Source organism: Dyadobacter sp. OTU695 (assembly GCF_038440355.1).
Classification (GTDB): domain Bacteria; phylum Bacteroidota; class Bacteroidia; order Cytophagales; family Spirosomataceae; genus Dyadobacter.
Genome location: NZ_JASATN010000009.1, coordinates 1 through 18,802 on the forward strand (window position 1 = coordinate 1; position 18,802 = coordinate 18,802).

Below are 18,802 nucleotides of genomic sequence, written 5' to 3' on the forward strand. Positions count from 1 at the left end.
CTAAATTTTTATCACCCTTTCGATAATTCCGTCGACCGCACCTGCGCCGCGAAAATGCCTTTTTCGAGCGTTTTATCTAGCTCCCCGGCTTCGAACTGGCGCAATGCCGCCTCGGTCGTGCCACCTTTTGACGCTACCGCCTTGATCAGATCGTCGAGCGACTTGTCGGCGGTGTTGATCAGGTGGTAAGAGCCCAACATTGTTTGTTTTACAAGCAATGCGGCTACCGACTCCTCGAAGCCCATTTGCTTACCGGCTTCAATCATCGCTTTCACCACGTAAAAAAAGTAAGCCGGACCGCTGCCGCTCAATGCCGTTACCGCATTCAACTGGTCTTCGTCTTCCAGAAATACCGACCGGCCCGTCGCATTAATCAGGTTTTCTATTTTGCGCAATTGATGAATATCTACTTCGGGGGAGGCCGAATACGCTGTAATGCCCATTCCGAGCATCGCAGGTGTATTGGGCATCGCGCGGATCACCGCCTTGTGGTCCAACGCATTCTGAATGCCTTCGATCGTCACACCAGCCATAATCGACAGCACAACCTGATTGGGTTTGATTACCTCTTTCAACGCGCCGGCCACCGAGAGAAAATCCTGCGGTTTCACCGAAAGGATAATCAGATCGTACTCGCCAATCTGCGGGCCGATAATGCCGGTGATCACCCCCGGTTGGAAGCTTGTGAGGCTTTCCATGCGGTCGGTACTTTTTTCAACCAGTAAAAAGTCCTGGTTTTTGACGAGGTCAAATTTCAGGAAGGCGCGGGCGAAGGCCATGCCCATGTTACCGCAGCCGATGATAGCAATTTTCATTTTGGACTAAACTAATGGTATTGTAAGGATTTTGGCGAATTACGTAACTTTTAAGGAATTATCAGTCCTGGATGAGAGAGCAGATTAATTAATAATGAACGAAGTGGCCAAACAGGCATGTTCTTTACAGATCGTGGTTAGCTTCGCGGGAATATTTTTCCAACCCTGCCGATTGTTCCAAACGTCAAGAAATAAAATTCTGCATTATGGATTTGGATTAGTCGTATATTTTGAAAAATAAGCATAAAGCGTTTGTTTAGAATTATGTATTCTCCGTCGTGCCAAATTATTTGATTTTATAATAATACTCCTATTATGGCTATAAAAGTTGCTATTTCCCATAAGACAAAATATAAGTTCGACCGGAGTGTTTCCCTTTCGCCCCATATTTTCAGGCTTCGTCCCGCACCTCATTCGCGTACGCCGATCGAAGGGTATTCGCTGAAAATTACGCCCGAGAATCACTTCATCAACTGGCAGCAGGACCCATTCGGAAATTACCAGGCGCGTGTCGTGTTCCCGGAAAAAGCAACGGAGCTCAGTATTGACGTGGAGGTGATCGCTAAAATGCAGGTGATCAACCCATTCGACTTTTTTGTGGAGGATTATGCCGATAAATATCCTTTCAAATACGAACCGACCCTGGAAAAGGAGCTCGGCCCGTATCTTGAACCACGCGAGGCGGGACCACTTTTGATGGATTTTATTCAAAAACTGAATATTCAGCAGGATATTAAGACGGTCGATTTCCTCGTCTACCTCAATCAGGAACTGTACAAGGCTATCAATTACAATATCCGTATGGAAGCAGGCGTGCAAACCTGCGAGCAGACACTCACGATCCAAAGCGGTTCCTGCCGCGATTCGGCCTGGCTGCTGGTACAGATTCTGAGGCATCTGGGCATGGCGGCGCGGTTTGTGTCGGGTTACCTGGTGCAGCTTACTTCGGATATCAAATCGCTGGACGGGCCTTCGGGGCCGGAAGCGGATTTTACCGACCTCCACGCATGGACGGAGGCATACGTGCCCGGAGCAGGATGGATCGGTCTGGACCCTACTTCGGGGCTTTTTGCCAGCGAAGGGCATATCCCCCTTTGCTGTACGCCCGATTATGCGAGCGCCGCGCCGGTAACGGGTGCAACCGATATTGCCGAGGTAACTTTTGAATTTGACAACAAGGTTTTTCGCATTCACGAAGATCCGCGTGTTACCAAGCCCTATTCCGAGGAGCAATGGGCGGCGGTAATGCAGGTCGGCTATGATGTGGAAAAGGATTTGCAGGAAAACGATGTGCGCCTCACGATGGGCGGCGAGCCTACCTTCATTTCCATAGATGATTTTGAATCGGCCGAATGGAACACGGCCGCCGACGGGCCGTTGAAGCGCCAACTGGCTTACGACCTTTCGTTAAGACTGAAAAACCGCTTTGCGCACGGCGGGCTGCTGCATTTTGGTCAGGGTAAATGGTACCCGGGCGAGCAGTTCCCGCGTTGGCAATATGCTTTGTACTGGCGGAACGATGGTCTTCCGATGTGGAAGAATGACGATCTCGTGGCCAAGGAAGGGCAGACTAAATTCACATTCCGGGAAGCAGAGACGTTCGCCACGGAACTTACCAGATACCTCGGTATTGATACCAACAACATAACCCCGGCCTACGAAGACCCCATTTACTGGGCAATGGAAGAGGGGAAGCTCCCTGTTAATGTCGATCCGTTAAAAGTGAATTTGAAGGATTCCATAGAGCGCCGGACTTTGGCGAAATTGCTCGAAAAGGGCTTGAATAACCCCGCCGGATTTGTGATACCGGTCAAATGGGAGGAAAGCGGGAAGTACTGGACGAGCACAGCCTGGCAATTTCGAAGGGGCAACTGTTTCCTCATTCCAGGTAATTCGGCGATGGGTTACCGTTTGCCATTAAAATCTTTGCCTGAAATCGCCAAAGAACGCCGCGAGCAGCCAGTGGACCGTAGCCCGTTCGAGGATTTGCCTGTACTGGCGGATTATCAGCCGATCGTGCAGGCACGTTATGGCTCGGTAGCGCCGGAGTATCAGCTGCCTTTGAATCGGGAGCCGGTTGATGAAGACGAGGATTTAAAGAAAAAGAAAGAAGAGGAAGCACAAGATAACCTCCTTTTTGATGTGCCGGTGATCAAAACGGCACTTTGTGTGGAGGAGCGCGACGGCATTATATACATTTTCCTGCCGCCAACCGATTACCTGGAACATTACCTCGACCTGATCGCTTCCATCGAAGCAACAGCTGAAAAGCTCAGAATGCCGGTCCGCATCGAAGGTTATCCAACACCTTCCGATTACCGGGTGCAGAAACTCATCGTCACGCCGGATCCCGGGGTGATCGAGGTGAATATCCATCCGGCCCAAAACTGGCAGGAACTGGTGGACAACATCAGCGCATTGTACGAGGAAGCATTCTTTTCTCGACTGGGAACGGATAAATTCATGGTAGACGGCCGACATACCGGCACGGGAGGAGGAAACCACGTGACCATCGGCGGTGCCAAGCCTGCCGATAGCCCGATATTGCGTCGCCCGGATCTTTTGCGCAGCTTGCTCACCTACTGGCAGCACCATCCTGCATTAAGTTACCTTTTTGCAGGTCCGTTTATCGGTCCCACCAGCCAGGCGCCGCGTATTGATGAGGGCCGCGACGAGCGACTCTACGAAGTTGAAATTGCATTTGACCAGATACCGGAGGATGGCGAGGTACCGTTCTGGATGGTCGACCGTATTTTCCGTAACCTGCTTGTGGATATCACCGGCAATACCCACCGCTCGGAGTTTTGTATGGATAAACTCTATTCGCCCGATTCTTCGACCGGCCGGCTGGGTATCCTTGAATTCCGGGCATTCGATATGCCACCCCACAAGCATATGAACCTCGTGCAGACCTTGCTCATACGGGCACTTATCGCGAAGTTCTGGAAGGAGCCTTACAAGCATAAGCTGATCCGCTGGGGTACCGAGCTCCATGACCGTTTCCTGCTGCCGCATTTTGCCTACCTCGATATGGTGGATGTGGTAAATGACCTGAAGGCAGCTGGCTACAACTTCGATATTTCGTGGTTCGATCCGTTCTTTGAATTCCGCTTTCCGCATTATGGCGGCATTACGGTCGATAATATCCAGCTGGAATTGCGGCTAGGCATTGAGCCGTGGCATGTTCTGGGGGAAGAACTGTCGAATGCAGGCACCGCGCGGTTTGTGGATTCTTCGCTGGAAAGGTTGCAGGTGAAAGTGAGCGGATTTGTGGAAGGAAGGCATATTCTGGTCTGCAACGGTTGCCGAGTACCACTCCGGAGCGCAGGCATAAAGGGCGATCACGTGGCTGGCATCCGCTACAAGGCCTGGAACCCGCCATCGGCGTTGCACCCGACGATCGGGGCTGATGCGCCGCTGGTTTTCGATATTGTAGATACCTGGAATAACCGTATATTGGGCGGTTGCACCTATTTCGTTTCGCACCCCGGCGGGCGTAGTTTTGATACTTATCCGGTCAATAGTTTCGAAGCCGAATCGCGCAAGATCAGTCTTTTCCAGGGTTTCGGGCATACACCATCGGCTACCCGGGAGGTGCCGGTGATCGAGAAGACGACGTCGGGCGTATCCCGGTTTGTGGCGGAAACGAAGAAGGAAATGAAAAGCGACACCCCGATCGAACTGATCAATCCGGAGTATCCCAATACGCTGGATTTACGCAAATTCTGGAAATCGCGATAGATTTGCAGTATAACCCTGACTTTGAATATGCTTACCGAGGCTTCCGTGAACCTGTTACAATCCTATCAAGCCCGCCTGACTTCTTACGACGAGGTGCTGGATACCAACGGAAAGTTGAAGCCTCACTGGCAGGCACTTTTTGCCACCCTGGGAAAACTGGGCATTACGGAGCTTAAAAGCCGGAATCAGGAGATTATCAGCAAATTGCGCGAGAATGGTGTTACCTATAATGTCTACGGCAGTCCCGACGGCATGAACCGCCCATGGCAGCTAGACCCGATCCCGTTCCTGATCGAACACCGTGAATGGGACCGGATCTCGAAAGGTTTGCAGCAACGTGCGGTGTTACTTGACCTGATTCTAAAGGATTTATACGGGCCGAGAAATCTCGTAAAAGACGCTATCGTGCCCGTTGAACTGGTTTTTGAAAATACCGGTTTTTTACGTCCTTGCATTGATATCAAAGTTCCTGGCCCGCGACAATTAACCCTGTTCGCAGCCGACATGGCAAGGGGGCCTGACGGTCAGATGTGGGTACTCGACAGCCGCACACAGGCACCATCCGGATCGGGTTATACGCTCGAAAACCGCATTGTCATGAGCAAGCTCCTGCCCGAGCTGGCCGATGGTATGTATGTGAGCAAGCTCTCGCCTTTTTTTAACAGTATTCAAAATACCGTCCTGAGGCTTTCCGACAAAAGCCGCGATGCTCCGAATATCGTTTACCTCACACCCGGACCCGGCAATGAGGCCTATTTCGAGCACGCTTACCTGGCCTCGTACCTGGGTTACACGCTCGCACAAGGCGATGACCTGCTCGTGCGCAACGGGAGTGTGTGGTTGAAATCCATCGATGGGTTGCAAAAAGTGGATGTGATCGTCCGCCGCGTCGACGACGACTGGTGTGATCCGCTGGAACTGCGCGAGGACTCCCGCCTGGGCGTACCCGGGCTTTTACAGGCGATCCGCCTCGGCAATGTGCAGGTTATGAACCCACCTGGCTCTGGTGTGCTGGAAAACCATGCTTTTCTGGCATTTATGGAGAATATATGTCAGTATTTCTTGGGCGAGAAGCTCCTCATGCCGAACGTTGCTACCTGGTGGTGCGGACATCAGAAAGAACTGGCCTACGTACTGGATAATATCGATGAGCTGATCATTAAAAAGGCCAATCGAAAGTCGAAATTCAGCTCTGTGTACGGTCGTACGCTTTCCAATGCGCAGAAAGCGGAACTGATCGCGATGATCACCCAACGGCCCCATGATTTTATCGCGCAGCAGGAGGTAAGTCTTTCGACGACCCCGTCATTGATCGACGGTGTGATCGAGCCACGGTATGCGGCTTTGCGGGCATTTATGGTGGCGGATGAAAACGGCTATCACGTCATGCAGGGCGGGCTTACGCGTAGCTCGGCGGTGAAAGACCGGTTTGTGATCTCCAACCAGCAGGGCGGCTTTTCAAAAGATACGTGGATTGTTTCAGATAAATCCGACGAGCCGCAGGAAAGGATTGTTCTGAACACACCTGTTGCTGTCAACAAGCATGTTTCGCTTCCCAGCCGCAGCGCTGAGAACCTGTTCTGGGTTGGCCGGTATTGTGAGCGGGCAATGGCCGTGATCAAGTTTATGAACATCACCATTAATGTCCTTAACCTCGACCGGAACTTCGGCGGATCGGCGAAACAGGAGCATATCAAAGTGCTTTTGCAGTCGCTGACGCACGTTTCATCCACGTATCCCGGATTTTTGGACGGCGATGAAAAGCTGAACGATCCGTACAAGGAAATCATCTCATTGATTTCCGACAACGGCCGCCCGGGGTCTATCGCTTCGAATATAGGCTCTTTTTTGAATGCCGTCGGTGCGGTACGAAACCAGTGGGAGCTCGAAATATGGAGGATTGTGGATTTGATCGATAACGGTTACCAGGAAATCCGGAATGCTTCCCACATGAACAGTACCAACATCCAGCGGACGCTCGAAGGCCTGTTCAACAATATGTTTACTTTTCTAGGCGTGATAGCCGAAAGTATGCCGCGGGATAACAGCTATTTACTGCTGGAAACCGGGAAACTGATCGAAAGGATATTGTCACGCGTTAGTGTGATCCAATCCAATTTTGGCGTTGCGCGTACCGCTACGGTGGAGAACGAGCTGATCGAGGCTACATTGATCAACCATCACATGCTGGTGAATTACCGGCAGATCTACAAATCGCATCTGAGTGTGGAAACGATGCTGGATATGATTTTGCTTGAAACACGGTTGCCATATTCGCTGGCTTATATGCTCGATGAGCTGGGTAAAAACCTGGCTGCATTACCTGCGACTACACGTGGAGAGCGATTGAACGACGCCGAAAAGCTCGCACTGAAAGCATCGACATTGATCAAGCTCTCGAATATCCAGGATCTGACGAGGTGCAATGCCATCGATGAGCGCGACGAGCTTTTCAGCCTGCTTTCGGAAGTGGCGCGGCTGGTCAGCTCGGTGTCGATTTACCTGACCAACCAATATTTCAGTCACACGTTGATACACCACTCTTTTGAACCGATGGACTACGATACGGATGAAGTATAAGCTGATCCATAAGACCGAATACAAGTACGCTGAGGCTGTCAACAATTACCATAGCCTTGTGTGCCTCACGCCGCGCATGCTGCCGGACCAGCTTTGCCAGGATTTTAGCATTAAAGTAACCCCGGAGCCGACGCAGATCAGCGAGCGCGTCGATTTTTATGGCAATACCACGCATTATTTTTCCCTGCATTCTCCTCACAAAACGCTGACCGTGCTGACCACCGCGATTGTCGAACGTTTGAAGGAACGTACGGGGTCGCTGTTCATTCCGTCGTCGGTAACAAGCGGGGAGGCCAGGCAGCGGCTCACGGCCGACCGCGCGATGAAGGTTTCTTTTCTGGAATACACATTACCCAGCCCACTCGTGAAATGGGATGCCGATATCCGTGCCTATGCAAGCGATTGCTTCGATGATCATGTGCCTTTGTACGATTGCATTGCGAAGCTTTGTGCCAAGATTTACAGGGAGTTCAGGTTTATGCCGGATTTTACGACTGTGAACACGCCGATCAAGGAGGTACTGGCTGCTAAAAAGGGTGTTTGCCAGGATTTTTCACATCTGGCCATTGCCTGTATCCGCAGTTTCGGTTTCGCGGCGCGCTATGTGAGCGGCTATCTCGAAACATTGCCGCCGCCGGGAAAACCCAAGTTACAGGGCTCCGACGCTTCGCACGCCTGGGTGTCGGTTTTTATACCGGATTACGGCTGGTGCGATTTCGACCCGACGAATAATGTAGTCCCGGGTGAGCGGCATATTGTAACGGCATGGGGCCGGGATTACAGCGATGTGCCGCCCTTGAAAGGCATTATTTTCAGCTACGGAAAACACACACTTTCCGTAGAAGTGGATGTGATCCCGATTTAATACCGGAATGCCTTGCATTTACGACGTTTTTTAACAGAATGGTTCCTGCAAAGAATTTGAGAATTGGCCGGTGTTACCTAATTTTACCAGATCATTTTGAAATAAGTGTACAAACCTCTTTTAATGTAACCGCGCAGGTCGGTCTGTTTCAGATGAAATGATTTTTGCAGTGGTTTCTTCTAAGAATTAATAATTATCAGAATTACGAATGAAAGAAATAGCATTTAGAGATGCCATTCGCGACGCTATGTCGGAAGAGATGCGCCTTGACAAGAGTATTTTTTTGATGGGTGAAGAGGTTGCTGAATACAACGGTGCTTATAAGGCGAGTCAGGGAATGCTCGATGAGTTCGGCCCTGAGCGCGTGATCGATACGCCTATTGCGGAGCTTGGCTTTGCGGGGATTGCGGTTGGAGCTGCCGGAAACGGCCTTCGTCCGATCGTAGAGTTCATGACATTCAACTTCTCGCTGGTGGCGATCGACCAGATCATCAACAGCGCGGCTAAGATTCTTTCGATGTCAGGCGGCCAGTATGGTTGCCCGATCGTTTTCCGCGGACCGACAGGTAACGCCGGTCAGCTTGGAGCGCAGCACTCGCAGAACTTCGAAAACTGGTTTGCCAACACTCCGGGTTTGAAAGTAGTGGTGCCTTCGAATCCTTACGACGCGAAAGGCCTTTTGAAATCGTCTATCCGCGACAATAACCCCGTGATCTTCATGGAGTCGGAAGTAATGTACGGCGATAAAATGGCTGTTCCCGAGGAAGAGTACCTCATTCCACTCGGAAAAGCGGACATCAAACGTCAGGGTAAAGACGTTACCATCGTTTCTTTCGGTAAAATGATCCCCCGCGTGGTAATGCCGGCGGTGCTTCAACTCGAGAAAGAAGGTATCGACGCGGAAGTAGTGGATTTGCGCACGGTTCGCCCGATCGACTATCCTGCTGTGATCGAGTCAGTTAAAAAAACCAACCGCTGTGTGGTGGTAGAAGAAGCCTGGCCGCTGGCTTCGATTTCTTCGGAAATCGCTTACCACATTCAGCGTCACGCATTTGATTATATGGACGCGCCGGTGATCCGCGTAACCAGCCGTGATGTACCACTTCCTTACGCACCAACGTTGATCGAAGAGATCCTGCCAAGCGTGAAGCGGACGGTCGACGCCGTAAAATCGGTACTTTACAAATAATCCTCAGAGATTCCGGACAAAGCCAATACCGAACCAGGTTTTGGCTTTGTTGGTTATACCCCCTGATGTCAGTGTTAGTAAGTTTCTCATTTGAAAGTGGTTATTAATTAAATACTATTCCGAAAAAGGCAGAATACTAGTACTTTTGTGCTTTGAACGCTCCTTGATGTAGACTAACAAATCAATTCAGATTATGCAAGAAGAACGAACAAGATATTCGGAGGAAGAATTAAGGGAGTTTGAAGAACTGATCCGCGGCAAGCTGGAAGCGACAAGAAGTGAGCTCGAATACATTAAAACAGGTTTAAGTAAAAAAAACGATAGCGGCACGGACGTAACTTCCGGCGCGGCAAAACTAGTGGAAGACGGGGCGGACGCCAGTGAGCGTGAAAACCTGAGCCAGTTGGCCGCACGTCTTCAGAAATATTCGGTACAGCTCGAAAACGCGCTGATCCGCATCAAAAACGGCACCTACGGCGTTTGCATCGATACCGGCAAGCTGATCCCGAAAGAGCGCCTGCGCATCGTACCGCATACACAACAAACCATTGAAGCGAAGCTCAGAAGAGCCAGCTAATTTTATCAACGACAAGTAAGAAACAAACGAGGCTGTTCCGGAACCCGAGCAGCCTCGTTTGTTTAATGCGGCCGCAGAGCGGCCTCCTGTTTATAGCAACGGCGCGACGTCACCCAAAATGCGGCCACGGAGTGGCCTCCTGTTTCTATGACGGGCAATATCACAGGTTGACGTTCTCCGCTAGGAGACTCCTAACGGAGTCGAATGGCGGTTGGGCAGATCGATTTCTACAGACAGGATGCTCCTCCGGAGCTATTCAGCCTCGCTGCCCAACACCTCCCGGAAAACCTCCATAAGCCCTTCCGACGGCTCCTGGCCTTTATTTTTACTTTTGAAATACTCCTGGAACAACTTTTCCATACTCAGCGACAGATCGACTTCCGAAGAAGTATCCGCTACTTCACTTTTCTTAATCTGCGGAATGATTTGAATGATGCCCGAATGCGCCTCCATTAATCGTTTTTTGTCGGATGCTTCGAGGTAGTTATCGGAAATGATTGTTAGTTCGATCAGGTCGTCCTGATGCGCGCCCAACCATTCAATAGCGTCATCAATGCTGTGAAAGCTTTTGCGACGCAGTTTTTTGCCTTTTAATAGCTCAATAGGTTTGTAACCGACCAGTTTCCCGGCCTCCGCCTCGATCAGGATCACGTATTTGTTTTGATTAGCCTCTGAAAAGCTGTACGCCAGCGGGCTGCTGGAATATACCGCCGGTGCCGGTACCTTATCGACCTGATGAAACCGATGTAAATGGCCTAATGCAATATAATGGACCTGTTTCGGGAAGTTTTCGGTGTAAATGGCTTGCGCGCCGCCGATATGGAGGATCGGCCGCTCGTCGTCGGGCTCTTCGGGCATCGGGCCGCCCTTTTGCATTACAAACAAATGCGTGGCCAGCAGGTTAAAACCCTTGTCATCGAGATATTGGTCCGCGAGCGTTTGCCAGTGTTGCTGCAAATGCAGGCGGAGCGCTTCTTCCGATTCTTCGACGCCGAGGAATGTCTTCAAACGCTGCTCGTTCGCGTAGGGTGTGTGTAGGACGCGTAAAGGAAATGGTGCGTTGGGAAGCTTGATTTCGATAAATCCGGGGGCGGTTTTTACAATATCAACTTGCCCCTGCGTACAAAACGGCTTGACTTCGGTATTCGGGAAACCAACAAAGAGAATGCCGCAGACTTTCGCGAGCGCGTCAGGTACCTGAATGCGCTCGGGGGAATCGTGGTTGCCGGCGATGGCTATCACGGCCCGTGTGCCATTGGCAGAGAGCCGGTGCAATGTACTATACAAAAGTTCGGTCGCCTCGGACGACGGGTTGAAGTTGTCGAAGAGGTCGCCGGCAACGACGATCGCGTCGACCTGCTCACGTTCCGCTATTTCGCAGATTTCTTCGAGTACCAGCCGCTGTTCGTCGAGGCGGGAAAAGTTATCGAGCTTTTTGCCGATATGCCAGTCGGCCGTGTGTAGTATTTTCATCCGTGTCGTTAATTTAGCGAAAATAACAGATCATTTCCGAAGTTTTGAAATACCTCAACAACTGTTCGAAGGGCCGAAAGGGATTTCTTTTGCTGCTGCTGGCCGCGATGCTCGGGGCATTCTGGGGCTGTGGTAGCCCATCCGGCAAGCCCGGGGCAGGCGGCATCGCCATTTCATTCGACGACCATTTTATCAAAGAATGGTATGAGCTCAGGCCACTATTTCAGAAATACAATGCGAAAGCGACTTTCTTCATTACCTGTCCCGACAGCCTGAATGCGGAAGAGGTAGCAATGTTGAAACAGCTCGAAAGAGAAGGCCACGAAATCGGTTTCCACGGAACAGTTCATGCCAAATCCATCGAACTGATGGCGGCAGGCGGGCCGAAAGGATATATTGAAGCCGAACTCGAACCCGGGCTTCGGCATATGATCGCGGCGGGTTTTAAACCAACGTCCTATGCTCACCCTGGTGGAAACCATAACGATCGTGTCGATTCGGTGCTTTTGGCGAAAGGCTTTATAATTTTACGCGACGTAGCCATTTCAAGAAGGAAATACAAGGGCTTTCAACTCTATGCGTGGCCTCCGCGATGGATGAATGCTATTTACTATCCCTTCGACGGCGGGCAGAAAGTAGATGCCTTAATGATCGATTACGACGAGGTGAATGAAGAAGAAATTACCGAGGCGATTCGGGAAGCGAAGGAGAATGGCAGTGCATTGATGGTTTTTGGTCACGAGCCATTATACAGCGTGCCTCGAAATGGCAAATATGGTTTTAATGTGAGCTTTCTGGCCGTGGTTTTGCGGGAAGCGCATCACCAGGGATTGAAGTTTTACACAATGTCGGAACTGCCGAAGTTGCAATAGTTAGCGGCCGAACTTGCGATCTTTATAAGCGAGAAGTGGTTTTTCGATATAATTAAAAGAAAAAGTAGCCACTGCTACGGAGCCAATAAAGCTCACTACATAAAGCACTACCTGGTAACTGGCATCGCGCCATCCTGGCGCATACATTTCGAACAAGTTGATGATCACCACGATCACCGCCACGTGGTACAGATACAAGCCATAGGATATCTTGCCCAGATGATCCATCACCGGATGTCCCAAATGCACGAGTGTGTTCGGGTTACACGAGACATTCAACACAAAGAATGCGAAGAAAACCGCATATACTTCCAGAAATCCAAAGAAATGCACGCCTGAGAAGAACAGAGCAAGAAGGACCGTGTAAGCGACGATTTGTACGTCTTTCCGGAAAATGAAGTCGAGAAACTTCGTTTTATCCTTATAAACCAGCCACGCACACAAGCCTCCCAATGCCATCGTCTGAATGCGGAATTGGCCAAGGAAAGTGGTAATCATCGATCTGCGCGTCTCTTCCGACGGATCGACCATTTCAAGTCCCAGGTAAAGCAGTCCACCCGTTAGCAAAAGAAAGAATACCAGGATCGGAATGCGTTTTTTGGGATATTTGATCAGCCAGGGCCAGAGGTAGTAAAACTGCTCCTCTACGCCGATTGACCACGTTTGTGCACACCAATAGGGCAGATCGTAGAGGACGAACGCGTAGTTAGGCAAGACCAGCAATAGCAAGGTAAGTCGCTCGGGAAGGTCTACCGTCAGTTTTTCTTCAATACCCGGATAATCAAAAACAGGGATATGCGGGAAAACGAAGAAGGATAATCCAATGATGAGGAAGTAAATGGGCCAAATGCGGAATACGCGGCGCAAGTAGAACTTTTTGGCATCGACATCGCCGAAACGCCCACGTTCTTCGAGGAGCAAATAGGTGATGAGAAACCCGCTCAACACAAAGAAGAGTCCCACACCAAGCCTTCCGGCGTGTTGTATGATGGGTACGTCATATATATTGGCAATACCTAACGCATGCTTGGCCTGTTCGAGATGGTGAAATACCACCAGCGATGCCGCAATGGCACGGATACCGTTCAGATTGGGGAAATAGCGCTTTTTCTTGTCCACTACCAAGTTTTTTATTCAAACCAGGCCATCCATTTTCCCTGCACTTTCATGACCTGTTCGATCAGATCGCGAACGGCGCCACGGCCTCCGTTTTTGGGAGAAATATAGTCGGCAATGGCAAGGATTTCATCTGCTGAATCGGCCGGGCATGCGCCCATCACGCTCGTACGCATCACCTCATAGTCGGGCAGGTCGTCGCCCATAAACACGATTTCATCTTCGGTAAGGCCTGTTTCTGCGAGATACTTTTTGAAAACGGGCAGCTTGCCGTCGGGCGATGTGCCGATGAAAATATCCGTAACGCCGAGGTATTCGAGCCGTTTACGAACCCCGACCTGGCTTTGCGCCGAGATGATAGCGACGCGATAACCCATCCTGATTGCCCGGTTGATCCCGTAGCCGTCGCGCACGTTGAAAATGCGGGGTTGCTCGCCGGTTTCCAGGGCAATGACGCTGCCGTCGGTCATGACGCCGTCGATATCAAAAATAAAGGTAGTAATGCGTTTGAAACGTTCCGTAAGAGTCGAATTCATGAATAGCCGAATTGTGAATCCTGCAAATATAGCCTAACTTTTTTCGCGACAGTGAGGCTTCTTATTATTTTGAAATGTAGAGATTGCGGATTTTGTCGGTGAGCAGGCGGTAGATTTCGGTGTAATCCTCATTGGTTTCCTGCAAATATTCCAGATGGCGTGCCGTGGTTTTCCAGTCGCCGCGCCGGGCAGGGCCGGTTTGCCCGATGGAAGGATCGTCGGAATGCAGGGCTTTTTCAATGGTCGTTTGAATGAGCGGTTTAAGCAGGTCGAAATTGAGCTGTTCGCGGTCGAGGAGGTCGTGAGAGACGGTGAGCATGTAGTTAGTGAAATTGCTCGCAAAAACAGCCGCTACGTGCAAAATGAAGCGCTCGTCGGAGTCCATTCGCGTAACATTATTGCTCACACCCGAGGCAAGCTGCATGAGTTTCCCTTCGATCAGCTCATTACGTGATTCAATGCAAAAAGGCAGCTCGCTGTAATCCATTTCGACGTCTTTGGTGAATGTTTGTAAGGGATAGAACACGCCCGTGTGGACATATACGTCGCTATAAATCTCCACAAGTTTCTGAAATTCAGCGAGCGACCGTGTGCCTGACGTATGTACGAGTATCACGCCCTCCGGGAGTACGACGCGCTGGATCACGCTCTCGATCGCGTCGTCGGTCACGGCGATCACAATCACTTCTGCCTCGCTTTCGGAAAAGTTGAGATCAGGCTGGATATTGGTATCATACAACGATGAAGCCAACTGACGCGCTTTTTGCGTGTCGCGGCTGTACACCTCGCAAATCCAGTGCCCTGCGTCCTCAAAAGCCTGCGCGAGGTGCCAGGCTACGTTACCCGCGCCGATGAAGGAGATTTTCAATTATCTATCCAATTTTCAAGCTGAATATCAGCCAGGTTTGCAAAATCTTTCGTGTTTCGGGTCACTAAGGTAAGGCCGTATCGTAACGCGGTTGATCCAATCAACAGATCGAATTCACTAACAATCCGGCGGCTTCTTCTCAACCTTGCTTTTTCTTTGGCATAAATAGAGAAAGCCATAACGGTCGGTAATGTTTGGGCCGAAAAGACCAGTTCAAAGCTGCGAACACTTTTCAGGTTCTCCTGATATCTGGTTGGTGAACCATTTTCAGCACCGAATAAAAGCTCTGCAATGGTGATTTCGGAAGTATAGCAGTTGTGGAGGCCAGTTTGACGAACCCTATTCTTCAAGTCAAACTCCCCTTTTAAATAGTGTATGCAAATATTAGTATCTAGTAGATATTGACTCATAGTTCAATGTCCCTGGGTGAATCATTTCGATTTGAATATATCATTTTTACAAGTTCCTCCCCAGTTTCCTCACCTTCCCAACTACCAAATAAGCTGGCCAAAAGTGCTTCTTTGGATTCATTGCTTTCTGCAACGTCTTCTACCACGATCTTCAATTTTCTATCGCCAAAAATGTCCCGAACCGATTTGATAAAACGGTTGTCAAGCTCCGAGGCGTTTAACTGAAATGTTTGTTGCATGGCTTTTTAAGTAGGTTGTTAATGCTAATATACTATTTTGCCTACATATAACCCATTCGAGTGCCTTCAATGCACTACCGGTGCCACTTGCTCAGGGGTGGTAATCCCCGATGGCAGCTCCATAATCCGCATATTCCTGAAATGGATCTCGGCGCCTTCGGCTTCGAGGCAGATGTAGCCCTTCTTCCGCTCGGAGGCGCGGAGGCCGTTGACGAACTTGCCGTTCACGGAGAGTTTTACCGTGCCGTCTACCGCCACGACTACATATTTGTTCCATTCACCTTTGCCCTTGCAGCGCTTTTCGAGCGATTTGCTGCGGATGCCGCGCGGATTGTCGGGGATGGCCGTCATGCCCATGGTCGGGAAGAGTTCGCCGTGTACGTAGTCGTCCGTGGCATTATGCTGTGGGGCATAGTCGAGTTCGAGCATTTGTACTTCGATGGCCTTCGTGAGCGGGTCGTGTTCCTGAGGCGTCCCTTCACTCCATATAAATACGCCGGAATTGCCGCCGGCTTCCATATGCTTCCATTCGACTTCGAGGATGAAGTTTTCATATTGCCTGTCGGAACGCATCACACCGATCGGCTTGCCGGAACATATCAAGGTACCGTTTTTGACTTTCCAGGTTTCTTTGGAAGTGTTGACGTCGACCCAGCCGTTCAGGTTTTTGCCATTGAAAAGGGGAACAAACGTCAGGTGGTCGCTGATCTGGGCCTGTAACGGGCAGCTGGATAACGCGTAGAGCATTAATATAACCACTTGCAAACGCCTAAGGCGTGATTTCTTGCGGGTATGAGTTATTATTGTAAAATTCATCATCTAACTAGGGGTTCAGCAATGAAAATTTTAAAAGGACTGATTATTGTTTTATTACTGAATGCCACTTTCACACACGCGCAGCACTATACTTCACCTATCGCAGGCGGTGTGGATGTCGGGGCCGGTGTAGGAAGCCATTCCTGGGCGCCTTCCATCATGTACCACGAGGAAATTGGTTCGCAAAGGCTCCCCTGGCTCCGGCTGGGGCTCGGTTTCAGGGCCTGGGGCTATTACGCCGGGAGGACCAACCTCGATACCAAACGCATTGCGGGAATCGAGGATTATCTGGAATACCGTGATGTTTCAATTAACGGGATAAGCTTTCTTGCGGGAGTCAATGTGAGTTTCTGGAAGTTGGATATCGGTGTCAACACCGACTTGCTGGGCCTTACCTATGGCTCCAAACGGCATGGTTACTATGAGAAAAACGTCCCGACGAATGGCACAGGCAAGCCTTATTACGACAAATGGTTGGCCAGTAAGCCTACGCTGTTTAATGCATTGCCACTGGCCCTTCGGAGAAACAGCGGGCAATCGGAGGCTTTCGTGCGGTTCAAGGCAGGCCGGAGGCTTGGCGTAAAAGTCGGTTACACCTACGGGCGGGTTACCTACACGACCAAAAAAATCGACGGTTTCAATGTTTACCTCGATAACAGCCAGCGACATGTGTCCAAAGTTTACGGCCTTCCGTACGCTGCAGTGGCCTTTGCAGTAGGGGATTAACAAATGAATTTCTCAAACATACTTGTTATTCAATTTGTTAAACTCTATATTTGCACTCCCATTTTGCGATGGACTGTCTTGTTACAGTGTAAATTATTGAAAATCAATTAAATTTTTTGTTAATCGTGGATACGTTAAGCTACAAAACCATCTCGGCGAACAAAAACACAGTAAACAAGGAGTGGATTGTTGTGGATGCTGAAAATGCAATTCTTGGTCGTTTGGCCAGCGAAGTTGCTAAAATTATCAGAGGCAAACACAAAGCAAGCTACACTCCTCATGTGGATTGTGGTGATAACGTGATTGTTATCAACGCCGATAAGATCAAGTTGACAGGTAAGAAAATGACGGACAAAGTTTATGTTCGCCACACTGGTTACCCGGGAGGTCAACGTTTTCAGACTCCTCGCGAGTTGCTCGAAAAACACCCAGAGCGTGTGATCGAGAAAGCCGTAAAAGGTATGCTTCCAAAGAACCGTTTGGGACGTCGTTTATTTACAAACCTGTTTGTTTACGCTGCCGCAGAACACCCGCACAGCGCACAGCAACCAAAGCAAATCCAATTGTAATTCATGGAAGTGATCAACACAATAGGTAGAAGAAAAACCGCCGTTGCTCGTATTTATCTGACACCAGGTAAAGGAGATATCAAGGTAAACGGCCGTGATTACAAAGAATATTTCCCATTTGAAGTACACCAGATCGTTCTTCAGCAGCCTTTCGCTACCATCAGCGGAGGAAATGGTTACGATATCAAAGTAAATGTTAGAGGTGGTGGAATCTCTGGCCAGGCGGAAGCGATCCGTATGGCGGTTTCACGTGCACTGGTTCAATACAACGGCGAATTCCGTGGCGCATTGAAAAAAGAAGGATTCCTTACCCGCGACCCACGTATGGTTGAGCGTAAGAAATACGGACGCGCTAAGGCACGCAGAAGATTCCAGTTCTCGAAACGTTAATTGTTTGGAGTTCAGGGTTCAGGAGTTCAGAGTTCAGATTTTGCTTTACTTTCAACTCATAAACTTTCAACTCATAAACTCCAATTGTCCAGACGTCGCTTATCGTGCCCGATGCTTCGTGCTGCGTAACAAGTCTAAAAAAATATTTTTAAATCAAATTTGGCAATGGCACAAATAGAATATAAAGAACTATTGGATGCAGGTGTCCACTTTGGTCACCTTACCCGCAAGTGGGATCCACGGATGGCTCCATATATCTTCATGGAGAAGAACGGGATCCACATCATTGACCTGAACAAAACTTTGAGCTGCCTTAACGAAGCGGAAGCTGCGTTGAAACAGATCGTTCGTTCAGGACGTAAGATCATGTTTGTTGCTACTAAAAAACAAGCTCAGGAAATCGTAACGGAAGAGGCGAAACGCCTTAAAATGCCTTACGTGACTGACCGCTGGTTGGGTGGTATGCTTACAAACTTTGGCACAATTCGCAAGTCTTTGAAAAAAATGCAGACTCTCGAGAAGATGCTGAAAGACGAAGCCACGGTTAGCAATATTGCGAAAAGAGAACGCCTGATGCTTACACGTGAAAAGGATAAACTGGAAAGAGTACTAGGTGGTGTAGCGGACCTTACTCGCCTTCCGGCGGCACTTTTCATCGTTGATGTAAAACGCGAGCACATTGCGGTTGCAGAAGCAAAAAGATTGAACATCCCCATTTTTGCAATCTGCGACACCAACTCAAACCCTGAATTGGTTGACTTCCCAATCCCATCGAACGACGATGCTTACAAAGCGATTTCGTTGATCACACTGGCGATCGGTAAGGCTATCGAAGAAGGTTTGATGGAACGCAAACAAGACAAAGACGATCAGCGCCTGGTTGAGGAAGAAGAAGCAAAACGCGCGGCTGACAAAGGTGAAGAGGCAGCGCCTCGTGCCGAAGTTGCCAGTGTTGAGGTTGCTGAAAGCGACGAAGAGTAAAAAGGGCAATATGGTGTAGCTTTCGAAGCTGGCCATAGT

General features: G+C 49.7%; 18 protein-coding genes. 10 read left to right on the top strand and 8 right to left on the bottom strand.

The window, feature by feature from the left end; translation table 11 throughout:
• Nucleotides 1-11 precede the first annotated feature (11 nt).
• A complete protein-coding gene (gene proC / locus AAHB90_RS17230) occupies nt 12-815 on the bottom strand; it encodes a pyrroline-5-carboxylate reductase (protein ID WP_342086453.1) in 804 nt (267 codons plus the stop codon).
• A 315-nt stretch (nt 816-1,130) separates the two neighbouring features.
• Here proC and AAHB90_RS17235 point away from each other — a divergent pair, with 315 nt between their 5' ends.
• The 5 genes from AAHB90_RS17235 to AAHB90_RS17255 all read left to right on the top strand — a co-directional run bounded on the left by AAHB90_RS17235 (nt 1,131) and on the right by AAHB90_RS17255 (nt 9,767).
• A complete protein-coding gene (locus tag AAHB90_RS17235; protein ID WP_342086454.1) occupies nt 1,131-4,556 on the top strand; it encodes a transglutaminase family protein in 3,426 nt (1,141 codons plus the stop codon).
• Between the two features lie 27 nt (nt 4,557-4,583).
• Nucleotides 4,584-7,136, top strand: coding sequence for a circularly permuted type 2 ATP-grasp protein (locus AAHB90_RS17240; protein WP_342086455.1), 2,553 nt, complete (start codon nt 4,584-4,586; stop codon nt 7,134-7,136).
• Nucleotides 7,126-8,001, top strand: coding sequence for a transglutaminase family protein (locus AAHB90_RS17245; RefSeq protein ID WP_342086456.1), 876 nt, complete (start codon nt 7,126-7,128; stop codon nt 7,999-8,001). Before AAHB90_RS17240 ends, AAHB90_RS17245 begins: the two co-directional genes overlap by 11 nt.
• Before the next feature lie 208 nt (nt 8,002-8,209).
• Nucleotides 8,210-9,190 (top strand): pyruvate dehydrogenase complex E1 component subunit beta, encoded by a 981-nt coding sequence (locus AAHB90_RS17250; RefSeq protein WP_342086457.1) that lies wholly within the window; start codon nt 8,210-8,212, stop codon nt 9,188-9,190.
• Nucleotides 9,191-9,380: 190 nt separating this feature from the next.
• Entirely contained in the window at nt 9,381-9,767 is a 387-nt protein-coding gene (locus tag AAHB90_RS17255; RefSeq protein WP_188938823.1) for a TraR/DksA family transcriptional regulator, read from the top strand.
• A gap of 252 nt (nt 9,768-10,019) precedes the next feature.
• Here the strand turns inward: AAHB90_RS17255 and AAHB90_RS17260 are convergent, their stop codons facing one another.
• Nucleotides 10,020-11,240, bottom strand: a complete 1,221-nt coding sequence (locus tag AAHB90_RS17260) for a metallophosphoesterase family protein (protein ID WP_342086458.1) — start codon at nt 11,238-11,240, stop codon at nt 10,020-10,022.
• A gap of 44 nt (nt 11,241-11,284) precedes the next feature.
• On the opposite strand from AAHB90_RS17260, the gene AAHB90_RS17265 reads away from it, so the two are divergent.
• On the top strand, nt 11,285-12,112 hold the full coding sequence (locus AAHB90_RS17265; protein WP_342086459.1) for a polysaccharide deacetylase family protein: 828 nt from the start codon (nt 11,285-11,287) through the stop codon (nt 12,110-12,112).
• Here the strand turns inward: AAHB90_RS17265 and AAHB90_RS17270 are convergent, their stop codons facing one another.
• The 6 genes from AAHB90_RS17270 to AAHB90_RS17295 form a co-directional block, all read right to left on the bottom strand.
• Nucleotides 12,113-13,231 carry an acyltransferase family protein gene (locus tag AAHB90_RS17270; protein ID WP_342086460.1) on the bottom strand — a complete coding sequence of 373 codons (1,119 nt, stop codon included), beginning with the start codon at nt 13,229-13,231 and terminating at the stop codon, nt 12,113-12,115.
• An 11-nt stretch (nt 13,232-13,242) separates the two neighbouring features.
• Entirely contained in the window at nt 13,243-13,764 is a 522-nt protein-coding gene (locus tag AAHB90_RS17275; protein WP_342086461.1) for a KdsC family phosphatase, read from the bottom strand.
• A 64-nt stretch (nt 13,765-13,828) separates the two neighbouring features.
• Nucleotides 13,829-14,632: a Rossmann-like and DUF2520 domain-containing protein gene (locus AAHB90_RS17280; RefSeq protein WP_342086462.1), complete on the bottom strand. Its 804-nt coding sequence runs from the start codon at nt 14,630-14,632 to the stop codon at nt 13,829-13,831.
• On the bottom strand, nt 14,629-15,042 hold the full coding sequence (locus AAHB90_RS17285; RefSeq protein WP_342086463.1) for a PIN domain-containing protein: 414 nt from the start codon (nt 15,040-15,042) through the stop codon (nt 14,629-14,631). The genes AAHB90_RS17280 and AAHB90_RS17285 overlap by 4 nt, the downstream gene beginning before the upstream one ends.
• Entirely contained in the window at nt 15,039-15,281 is a 243-nt protein-coding gene (locus AAHB90_RS17290) for a hypothetical protein (RefSeq protein WP_342086464.1), read from the bottom strand. Before AAHB90_RS17290 ends, AAHB90_RS17285 begins: the two co-directional genes overlap by 4 nt.
• Nucleotides 15,282-15,347: 66 nt before the next feature.
• Nucleotides 15,348-16,028, bottom strand: coding sequence for a 3-keto-disaccharide hydrolase (locus AAHB90_RS17295; RefSeq protein ID WP_342086465.1), 681 nt, complete (start codon nt 16,026-16,028; stop codon nt 15,348-15,350).
• 90 nt (nt 16,029-16,118) lie between these two features.
• Here AAHB90_RS17295 and AAHB90_RS17300 point away from each other — a divergent pair, with 90 nt between their 5' ends.
• The 4 genes from AAHB90_RS17300 to rpsB all read left to right on the top strand — a co-directional run bounded on the left by AAHB90_RS17300 (nt 16,119) and on the right by rpsB (nt 18,763).
• Nucleotides 16,119-16,823, top strand: coding sequence for a hypothetical protein (locus tag AAHB90_RS17300; RefSeq protein WP_342086466.1), 705 nt, complete (start codon nt 16,119-16,121; stop codon nt 16,821-16,823).
• Between the two features lie 125 nt (nt 16,824-16,948).
• The gene (rplM, locus tag AAHB90_RS17305; protein WP_234668409.1) at nt 16,949-17,392 is read left to right on the top strand and encodes a 50S ribosomal protein L13; all 444 of its coding nucleotides are present in this window, start codon (nt 16,949-16,951) and stop codon (nt 17,390-17,392) included.
• A 3-nt stretch (nt 17,393-17,395) separates the two neighbouring features.
• A complete protein-coding gene (gene rpsI / locus AAHB90_RS17310) occupies nt 17,396-17,782 on the top strand; it encodes a 30S ribosomal protein S9 (RefSeq protein ID WP_015812950.1) in 387 nt (128 codons plus the stop codon).
• Nucleotides 17,783-17,947: 165 nt separating this feature from the next.
• Nucleotides 17,948-18,763 (top strand): 30S ribosomal protein S2, encoded by an 816-nt coding sequence (gene rpsB / locus AAHB90_RS17315; RefSeq protein WP_342086467.1) that lies wholly within the window; start codon nt 17,948-17,950, stop codon nt 18,761-18,763.
• Nucleotides 18,764-18,802 lie beyond the last annotated feature (39 nt).

What these genes read in the sequence shown, in the direction of transcription:
- proC (WP_342086453.1), bottom strand. Translation starts at nt 815, where the DNA reads ATGAAAATTGCTATCATCGGCTGCGGTAACATGGGCATGGCCTTCGCC.
- AAHB90_RS17235 (WP_342086454.1), top strand. Translation starts at nt 1,131, where the DNA reads ATGGCTATAAAAGTTGCTATTTCCCATAAGACAAAATATAAGTTCGAC.
- AAHB90_RS17240 (WP_342086455.1), top strand. Translation starts at nt 4,584, where the DNA reads ATGCTTACCGAGGCTTCCGTGAACCTGTTACAATCCTATCAAGCCCGC.
- AAHB90_RS17245 (WP_342086456.1), top strand. Translation starts at nt 7,126, where the DNA reads ATGAAGTATAAGCTGATCCATAAGACCGAATACAAGTACGCTGAGGCT.
- AAHB90_RS17250 (WP_342086457.1), top strand. Translation starts at nt 8,210, where the DNA reads ATGAAAGAAATAGCATTTAGAGATGCCATTCGCGACGCTATGTCGGAA.
- AAHB90_RS17260 (WP_342086458.1), bottom strand. Translation starts at nt 11,240, where the DNA reads ATGAAAATACTACACACGGCCGACTGGCATATCGGCAAAAAGCTCGAT.
- AAHB90_RS17275 (WP_342086461.1), bottom strand. Translation starts at nt 13,764, where the DNA reads ATGAATTCGACTCTTACGGAACGTTTCAAACGCATTACTACCTTTATT.
- AAHB90_RS17285 (WP_342086463.1), bottom strand. Translation starts at nt 15,042, where the DNA reads ATGAGTCAATATCTACTAGATACTAATATTTGCATACACTATTTAAAA.
- AAHB90_RS17290 (WP_342086464.1), bottom strand. Translation starts at nt 15,281, where the DNA reads ATGCAACAAACATTTCAGTTAAACGCCTCGGAGCTTGACAACCGTTTT.
- AAHB90_RS17295 (WP_342086465.1), bottom strand. Translation starts at nt 16,028, where the DNA reads ATGCTCTACGCGTTATCCAGCTGCCCGTTACAGGCCCAGATCAGCGAC.
- AAHB90_RS17300 (WP_342086466.1), top strand. Translation starts at nt 16,119, where the DNA reads ATGAAAATTTTAAAAGGACTGATTATTGTTTTATTACTGAATGCCACT.
- rpsI (WP_015812950.1), top strand. Translation starts at nt 17,396, where the DNA reads ATGGAAGTGATCAACACAATAGGTAGAAGAAAAACCGCCGTTGCTCGT.
- rpsB (WP_342086467.1), top strand. Translation starts at nt 17,948, where the DNA reads ATGGCACAAATAGAATATAAAGAACTATTGGATGCAGGTGTCCACTTT.